Source organism: Pedobacter sp. SYP-B3415 (assembly GCF_004138205.1).
Lineage (GTDB): Bacteria > Bacteroidota > Bacteroidia > Sphingobacteriales > Sphingobacteriaceae > Pedobacter.
Genome location: NZ_RXNQ01000004.1, coordinates 139,066 through 147,254 on the forward strand (window position 1 = coordinate 139,066; position 8,189 = coordinate 147,254).

Below are 8,189 nucleotides of genomic sequence, written 5' to 3' on the forward strand. Positions count from 1 at the left end.
ACATATGTGTGTAATTTTTATGATGCATGGGTAACACATGCCCAACAGCCTGTTCCGGTTCTTTCGCCTAACCATCGCATATACAGCCTATTGAAACGAGACAACAAGCATTTTCAGGTCATTTTAAATCGACCATAGACAAGCGTTCCGCTGCATAACCACATTTTTTTATAATTTTGGCGAACCATCTGCGGCTGAAACAAACGCAGAGGTGAAAACTTTATTCCTTTAATAGAAGTATGAACTACGACGTTATTGTATTAGGAAGCGGTCCGGGTGGTTATGTGGCCGCCATCAGGGCTTCCCAGCTCGGGTTAAAAACCGCTATCATCGAACGCGAATCCCTCGGCGGAATCTGCCTCAACTGGGGCTGTATTCCCACCAAAGCACTCCTCAAAAGTGCGCAGGTTTTCGAATACATCAACCATGCAGCCGATTACGGCATTCAGACCGCAGAAGCAACCGCAGATTTCGCAGCCGTGGTGAAACGCAGCCGCGCAGTTGCAGACGGTATGAGCAAGGGCGTTCAGTTCCTTATGAAAAAAAATAAGATCGAAGTGATCATGGGTACCGGTAAGGTAAAACCCGGTAATAAAATAGAGGTTAAATCAGCAGACGGCAGCAGCAAAGAGGTAAGCGGCAAACATATTATCATTGCTACCGGCGGCCGCTCAAAAGAGCTTCCCAGTCTTAAGCAGGATGGCAAAAAGGTGATTGGCTATCGCCAGGCCATGGTGCTTCCTGAGCTTCCTAAATCGATGGTTATAGTTGGTTCAGGTGCGATCGGCGTTGAGTTCGCTTATTTCTACGCCACCATGGGTACGAAAGTAACCGTAGTCGAATTTATGGACAATATTGTTCCCGTAGAAGACGAAGATGTTTCAAAACAACTGCTGCGCAACTTTAAAAAGGCAGGCATTGAGGTCATGACCTCATCAAGCGTAGAGTCTGTGGATACTGCGGGAGAAGGCTGTAAAGTACAGGTAAAAACGCCTTCAGGAATGAAAACGCTTGAATGTGAAATCGTGCTTTCCGCCGCCGGTGTTGTAGCAAACATCGAGAACATCGGGCTGGAAGAAACCGGAATCAAAACCGAGAAAGGCAAAATCGCCGTCGACGAATATTACAATACATCGGTAAAAGGTTATTATGCAATCGGCGACGTGGTTGGCGGACAGGCCCTGGCGCACGTTGCATCGGCCGAAGGCATTATCTGCGTAGAGAAGATCGCAGGTCAGCATGTTGAGCCGCTGAATTACAACAACATTCCGGGCTGTACATACTGCACACCGGAAATTGCTTCTGTAGGTTACACCGAAAAAGCCGCAAAAGCCGCAGGTTATGAACTGAAGATCGGTAAGTTCCCTTTCTCAGCCTCAGGCAAAGCAAGTGCTGCAGGTGCAAAAGACGGTTTCGTAAAACTGATTTTCGATGCAAAATACGGTGAACTGCTTGGTGCTCACATGATCGGTTTTAACGTAACCGAAATGATTGCCGAGATCGTGGTTGCCCGCAAACTTGAAACAACAGGTCATGAGATGATTAAGGCTGTGCACCCGCATCCAACCATGAGCGAAGCGGTGATGGAAGCTGCCGCCGATGCATACGGCGAAGTCATTCACTTATAACTATTCATCATTTATTTAAAAGCCCCTTCGCACCACGAAGGGGCTTTTTGTTTTCTGGCGCCCTCCCCTGACTAAATTTAGTATGTTTGTTTTAAGGAGATCGTAGCATGAACTTACATACAATTGATACCGGTTTTTTCAAACTTGACGGCGGCGCTATGTTCGGCGTCGTGCCCAAATCGCTTTGGCAGCGCAGCAACCCGGCCGACGAACAGAACCTTTGTACCTGGGCCATGCGCTGTCTGCTTATTGAGGATGGCGACCGGCTCATCCTGGTCGACAATGGTATTGGCAACAAACAGGACGAAAAATTTCTTGGTCATTACGCACTCCATGGATCGGCAACGCTTGATGGTTCGCTGAAAAACCTGGGCTTCCACCGCGACGACATTACCGACGTATTTCTCACGCACCTTCACTTTGACCATTGCGGTGGCTCAATTGAACGTGCAGGAGACCTGCTGGTGCCCGCCTTCAGAAACGCAAAGTTCTGGAGCAACGAACAGCACTGGAAATGGGCTACTGAACCGAACCCGCGCGAAAAAGCTTCGTTCCTGAAAGAGAATATTCTGCCTATACAGGAAAGCGGGCAACTGAACTTTGTAAGCCCGGAAAATGACACGGCCTTTCATCAGGACATCCGGATCAGGTTTGTTTACGGGCATACTGATGCCATGATGCTGCCACAGCTCAGTTACAAGGGGCGCACCGTGGTTTTTATGGCAGACCTGTTGCCTTCGGCGGGACATATCCCTCTGCCCTATGTGATGTCTTATGATATGTTTCCGCTTAAGACACTCAGCGAAAAACAGTTGTTTTTTGAGGAAGCCCTTGCGAACGATTATGTACTTTTTTTTGAGCACGATCCGGTTATTGAATGCTGCACCCTGAAACAAACCGAAAAAGGCGCCCGGTTGGGTGAAACGTTTAGTCTGGCAGAGATTTAAGCGCTTTCGAAAAAATCTTTTTTCTGCCATAAGAATTCCCGCAACGAAATGGCTAACTTTAACTTTGCTTTACCAAATATCTAAGTTTTACCATCGTATTGAATGAGGGATCAACACACGGTTTCAGACGCGCTCACTTTTCTTGATACCGCCTACGCCACACGCACAACCGATCTCAAAAAGAGTATCAGGCTGGGCCGCAAAGCACTATCCATTGCCCAAAACGCTAAAGACACGGGCCTGGTTATTCAGTGCCTGAACCGGCTTTCGCTGTTTTACATGATTACAGGCAGTCAGAAACAGGCACTTCGCCACGCACGGCATGCTATACGGCTTTGCGAACAGACCGGCAACCGGAAAGGTATTGCTGAAGCGCATTATAATATCGGCAGCGTCTATTACAAATCTAATAACTTTGACCAGGGCCTGAAGCACCTGCTTGCCAGTTTGCGACTGTACAGGGAACTGAACGATAGCATTCAGATTGCGCGCGTGCAAAAGTCGCTCGGTACGGTTTACGAGTACATCGGCGACCAGCGGAATGCTGGCAAAGCCTATGAAGAAGCTGTTCGCATAGGCAAGCGGAAAAACGATTTAAACCTTATCTCAAACGCCTATAATCCATTATCAGGCATTTATTTAAAGAAGGGCAATATCAAAAAGGCAGCCCAACTGATCAATGAAGCCATAGAGATGAAGACCCAAACCGGCGATACGCGGGGCATGGCCTTCTCCATATACGGCCGTGCAAAGGTCTGCATGGCTCAGGGTATTTACGATCGTGCCCAGTCAGACCTGCTGCTTGCCCTTTCCATGCATCGCGAAGCAGGCGACAAACTTGGAACCGGTATGGCGTTGTATCGCCTTGGCATGCTCTTCAAACAGCAGGGCGATCCGGTTCAGGCCGAGCGGCATTTCAGCGAGGCGCTGGAATTAAGCAGGAAATACACCATGGCTTTTATTGGTTTTAAAAGCAACTATCAGCTGTACCTGCTGCATAAAGCCGGCGGAGACCGCCTCGCGGCGATGTCTTACCTGGAAGCCTACCTGGAACAAAAGGAACAGGTGATCAGCACCCAGACGCTGAAAATCATTGAGCAATATGAACTGATCTTCAGGGAAGAGGCCATCCAGAAAAAACTGCAGTCCGAGCGTGAAAAGGCGGCGATTATCATAAAAAAAGACCGGGCAGAGCAACTGGCACGTGTAAAGCAGGATTTTCTTTCAACCATGAGTCATGAGATCCGTACGCCGCTTAACGCAGTAACCAGTATTGCTACGCTGCTGCGCGGGCGGGCTGACCAGGATAACGGCCAGCTTCTGGATGCGCTCGATTTTGCCTCTTCAAGTTTGTTGATGCTGGTCAATAATATTCTCGATTTCACCCGGCTTGAAGAACAAAAGGTCATCCTGCACGAAAAACCGGTTGACCTGACCAGGCTGACCAGGCAGCTTTACCAGACCTACCTGAAAATGGCGGAGGAAAAGGGCCTGCACCTGCAGCTGGACGTACAGGGTATAGACGGCCTCGCCTTTCTGACAGACGAAATACGGTTACACCAGGTTCTTGCCAATCTGCTGGGTAATGCAATCAAATATACGGATACCGGCCGCATCAGCCTGCATGTATCGCGTAAGCCGGTTGACGATGTATTTGACGAGCTTTCCTTTTCGGTCAAAGACACTGGAGTTGGCATTGCGCCCGAGAACCAGGAAGCCATCTTTGAAAATTTTTACCAGCCGCCGTCTGTTACAACACGTCCGCAGGGTGGCTCCGGACTTGGCCTGGCTATTGTCAAAAAACTGCTCGGCGTGTTCGGTACCGAAATTCATCTGCGCAGCGCCCGCGGAAAGGGCTCGGTTTTCTCTTTCAGCCTGCGGCTGAAACGTGTAGCGGCGCCTGTATCAACTGCAGACGGTCAGGCCTATCACCTGCAAGGTAAAAAGGTTCTGCTTGCTGAAGACAATATGATCAATGCTATGGTGGCAATGAAGTTACTCAGCAGGCAGGGTATTATCTGCGAACACGCTGCAAATGGCAACGAAGCTGTAGAAAAAGCGGCCAGCCTGCAGTTTGATTACATCCTGATGGATATTCATATGCCACAGATGAATGGCTTTGATGCCGCAAAGGAAATCCGCAGCCAGAAAAAGCTTAACAAGGAAACGCCCATCTTCGCGCTGACAGCAGACGTAACCGCCAAGCATGAAAAGGATTATCAGCAGTATTTTGCAGGTTTTCTGGCTAAACCAATCCAGGTAGATCACATTTTCCAGGCAATGGAAGACTATACCGATTAACGCGAATGATAGGAAAGTGCCAGCACGCCCGAACTGAATTGCGTGACTGACTGTGCGGAGACGCTGATCCTGCGCCTCAGTTTTTTAAACAGTGGCTTTCCCTTTCCTATTGCTACCGGATGGAGCCAAAGTGTGTAGACGTCTATCAGGTTATCAGCCATCAGTTTGTTTACCAGCTGCCCGCTGCCATACACAATAATGTCGCGGCCGGGCTGTTGCTTCAGCTCGCGTATCTTTGCGATGACTGAACCCCTGCACACAATCGTATTGTTCCATGATGCCTCATCGAGTGTTTTCGAAAAAACGATTTTACGGTGCTTGTTCATCATTTCTGCAAATGCGAGGTCTTCCCTGGGGAACGAAAGGTCCTGGCTGCGTGAAGGCCAGTAGTGGGCCATGGCCTGGTAGGTAATCCGGCCCAGCAGAATGGTGTCTGTAGCCTGCAGTTGTGCAGAAAGCTCGCGGGCCATATCAGCAGACCAGGCCTCAAAATGCCAGTCGAGCTCGCAATCTGGTCCGGACATAAATCCGTCCAGGGTTACATTCATTGAAACAATTAGTTTTCTCATACCTGCCACTTCTTCCCTGCTGCCCGTTTTTCCTGTTTTCGCAGCTCCCGCTCCCTCAACATCATGTCGGTTTCGGCCATCCTGTCTGCAACGATTTTTGCGACCAGTGTATCCGGCAGCGTGGTTCCCGGTTTAAAATGAATAGCAACCAGCGTAGTCTTATAGGTTTTTAATTCGTCGCGGTAGCGGTGCATGATCTCCTTACTCATGGTATAGAGGCTGCAATGCGCCGGATAGGCTGCATAAGCCAGTAACGGTGCATCCCGGTATTTCACCGTGGGAATCTGGTAACTGATCAGTTCAGTGGCTCCTGGAACCAGGCTTGTGATCTGCGCACGTGTTTCCCTGAGCGAACGGGCAGCCTCCATACTCCGCGCACTGATGTATTCTTCGACCGTTTCCGGAAGATCTTCCTGCTTTTTCATATCAGATTGATTCGTTTGCTGTGCCGGTTAAATGTCTGATCAATGTTCTTCGTTTAGTCAGCCGCTAAACAGGACCACTTCACTTTCCCGGCCCGCTACAAATTTAGGACGGCTACAGGCTCGGGATGGGTCATGTTTGTGACCTTGACAGGGGCCGGTTGCGACGGGAGTAGCTTAAAATAATGACAAAATCTTTTCGGCTGCCGCCGGATTTGGAAATACACTGGCGGTTTCCGTAATTTTAGCAGTAATCCGGATCTGTATCCGGCAAAGTTAACCTGAGCAAATGAAGCATATCTCTATTCTGATCATGCCGGAGGCTGTGCCGGCAAGCATCGTCGACCCGCGTTACATGTTTACCGCGGTGAACGGTTTTCTGGCAGACCGCGGACTGGAGCCTGCGTTTGATGTACAGATGGTCGGTCTTACGAAAGAAATTCCGCTGAATAACGGGGCTTTTTTTGTCCGTACCGATGCCCTCCTGAAAGATATCAAAAAAACTGACCTGATTATAGTACCGGCGCTCATTGCAGATATGGACCTGGCGCTTGGCAACAATAAAAAGGTTATACCCTGGATCGTTAAGCAACACCAGGCCGGTGCGGAGGTGGCCTCTTTATGCAGCGGCGCATTCCTGCTTGCCTCTACGGGGCTGCTGGATGGCAGGAAGTGCTCAACCCACTGGCTTTTTGCCGAAGAGTTCAGAGAGCGGTTTCCGCAGATCACCCTTACTGATGGCAGTATCATCACCGAAGAGCAGGGACTGTACTCAAGCGGCGGCGCCAATTCATACTGGAATCTGCTGCTGCACCTGGTAGAAAAGTTTACAGACCGCCAGATGGCGATCCGCGCCAGCAAGTTTTTTGCCATCGAAATTGACCGGAAAAGCCAGTCGCCATTCGCCATGTTTAATGGTCAGAAAAAGCACGAGGATGAACCAATCAGGAAAGCCCAGGAATTTATAGAAAGTAATGTAACCGAACGCATCTCGGTCGAGGATCTGGCCACGCGCTTCGCCATTGGCCGCCGTCACTTCGAGCGCCGGTTCAAGAAAGCAACGAATAACACACCTGTTGAATACATCCAACGCGTAAAAATTGAGGCGGCGAAGAAACACCTCGAAAACACACGTAAGAATGTCAATGAAGTCATGTACAACGTCGGTTACACAGATACCAAGGCTTTCAGGACCGTTTTTAAACGGATTACCGGCCTCTCGCCTATCGAATACCGCAACAAATACAATAAGGAGGCTGTTGTCTGACCTTTCGACCAGAGGGCAAGAAACCGCTGCATGGCAGCCCCGGATGGCAAATAACAATCCGGGAGGCCCAAAAACAATTAATCACTCTTACGCGGCCCAGTGAAATGCCTGAATTTCTATAGTTGTCAAACTTCCCATGGATCCGTTTCAGTAGCGCACTGTTGCCCGGCTGATGATTTGTATTTTACTGTTATTGGGGAAAGTTTTGCGAAAGTATATAGTCCTTCGGTTGCCAACAACGGTGAAACTGTGGTATCGGACCGCTCACCGCCGCGGGGGCTCCTTCCGAAACCGCAAGCCAAATTGTTTTTGCTGCGAATTGTGCGGTGAGGAATCTCACCTTTGCTCGTTACATAGCTTCTTTAATCAAGGGGACGGCAATGCCCAGCACCAGGCAGATCCCTCCGCGTTACACTGCGTTCGGCATAAAATCAAGGCTGTGTATCTCTTCTTGCATAAAAGCATCAAAGTCCTACGGCGGCGGGAAAAGGCCCGGCTGTTCTCAGCTTCAGACATAAAATGGCGTTATGAGTGGTGGTGCGCCATGGTCTTGGTTCATGATTCGTTGCTCACTGTTGTCCGGGGAAAGTTTGCGAAAGCCTATAGTCCTTTGGTTTCCAATAGATGTGAGCCTATAGCATCGGACCGCTCACCGCCGCGGGGCTCCTTCCGAAACCGCAAGCCAAATTGTTTTTGCTGCGAATTGTGCGGTGAGGAATCTCACCTTTGCTCGTTACATAGCTTCTTTAATCAAGGGGACGGCAATGCCCAGCACCAGGCAGATCCCTCCGCGTTACACTGCGTTCGGCATAAAATCAAGGCTGTGTATCTCTTCTTGCATAAAAGCATCAAAAGTCCGACGGCGGCGGGAAAAGGCCCGGCTGTTCTCAGCTTCAGACATAAAACGGCGTTATGAGTGGTGGTGCGCCTGTATGTCCCTGATATAAGTTGCCCAAAAATGGGAACAAAAATTATGAGAACACAAGGAAAAATAATCAGTACACATCGGGTGTATTCGCAGGAATTTAAGCGTGAAATTGTCGAAGCCTTTGAGA

General features: G+C 49.4%; 6 protein-coding genes. 4 read left to right on the forward strand and 2 right to left on the reverse strand.

The window, feature by feature from the left end; translation table 11 throughout:
• Positions 1-239 precede the first annotated feature (239 nt).
• The 3 genes from lpdA (at position 240) to EJV45_RS03120 (ending at position 4,876) form a co-directional block, all read left to right on the forward strand.
• Positions 240-1,628: a dihydrolipoyl dehydrogenase gene (gene lpdA, locus EJV45_RS03110; protein WP_129714183.1), complete on the forward strand. Its 1,389-nt coding sequence runs from the start codon at positions 240-242 to the stop codon at positions 1,626-1,628.
• 107 nt (positions 1,629-1,735) lie between these two features.
• Positions 1,736-2,575: an MBL fold metallo-hydrolase gene (locus EJV45_RS03115; RefSeq protein WP_129714184.1), complete on the forward strand. Its 840-nt coding sequence runs from the start codon at positions 1,736-1,738 to the stop codon at positions 2,573-2,575.
• 102 nt (positions 2,576-2,677) lie between these two features.
• On the forward strand, positions 2,678-4,876 hold the full coding sequence (locus tag EJV45_RS03120) for a tetratricopeptide repeat protein (protein ID WP_129714185.1): 2,199 nt from the start codon (positions 2,678-2,680) through the stop codon (positions 4,874-4,876).
• Here EJV45_RS03120 and EJV45_RS03125 read toward each other — a convergent pair.
• Positions 4,873-5,445 (reverse strand): dihydrofolate reductase family protein, encoded by a 573-nt coding sequence (locus EJV45_RS03125; RefSeq protein ID WP_129714186.1) that lies wholly within the window; start codon positions 5,443-5,445, stop codon positions 4,873-4,875. The two genes, EJV45_RS03120 and EJV45_RS03125, sit on opposite strands and share 4 nt — an antisense overlap.
• On the reverse strand, positions 5,442-5,870 hold the full coding sequence (locus tag EJV45_RS03130) for an iron chaperone (protein ID WP_129714187.1): 429 nt from the start codon (positions 5,868-5,870) through the stop codon (positions 5,442-5,444). Before EJV45_RS03130 ends, EJV45_RS03125 begins: the two co-directional genes overlap by 4 nt.
• A gap of 286 nt (positions 5,871-6,156) precedes the next feature.
• On the opposite strand from EJV45_RS03130, the gene EJV45_RS03135 reads away from it, so the two are divergent.
• The gene (locus tag EJV45_RS03135) at positions 6,157-7,134 is read left to right on the forward strand and encodes a GlxA family transcriptional regulator (protein WP_129714188.1); all 978 of its coding nucleotides are present in this window, start codon (positions 6,157-6,159) and stop codon (positions 7,132-7,134) included.
• The last annotated feature ends 1,055 nt before the right edge of the window (positions 7,135-8,189 follow it).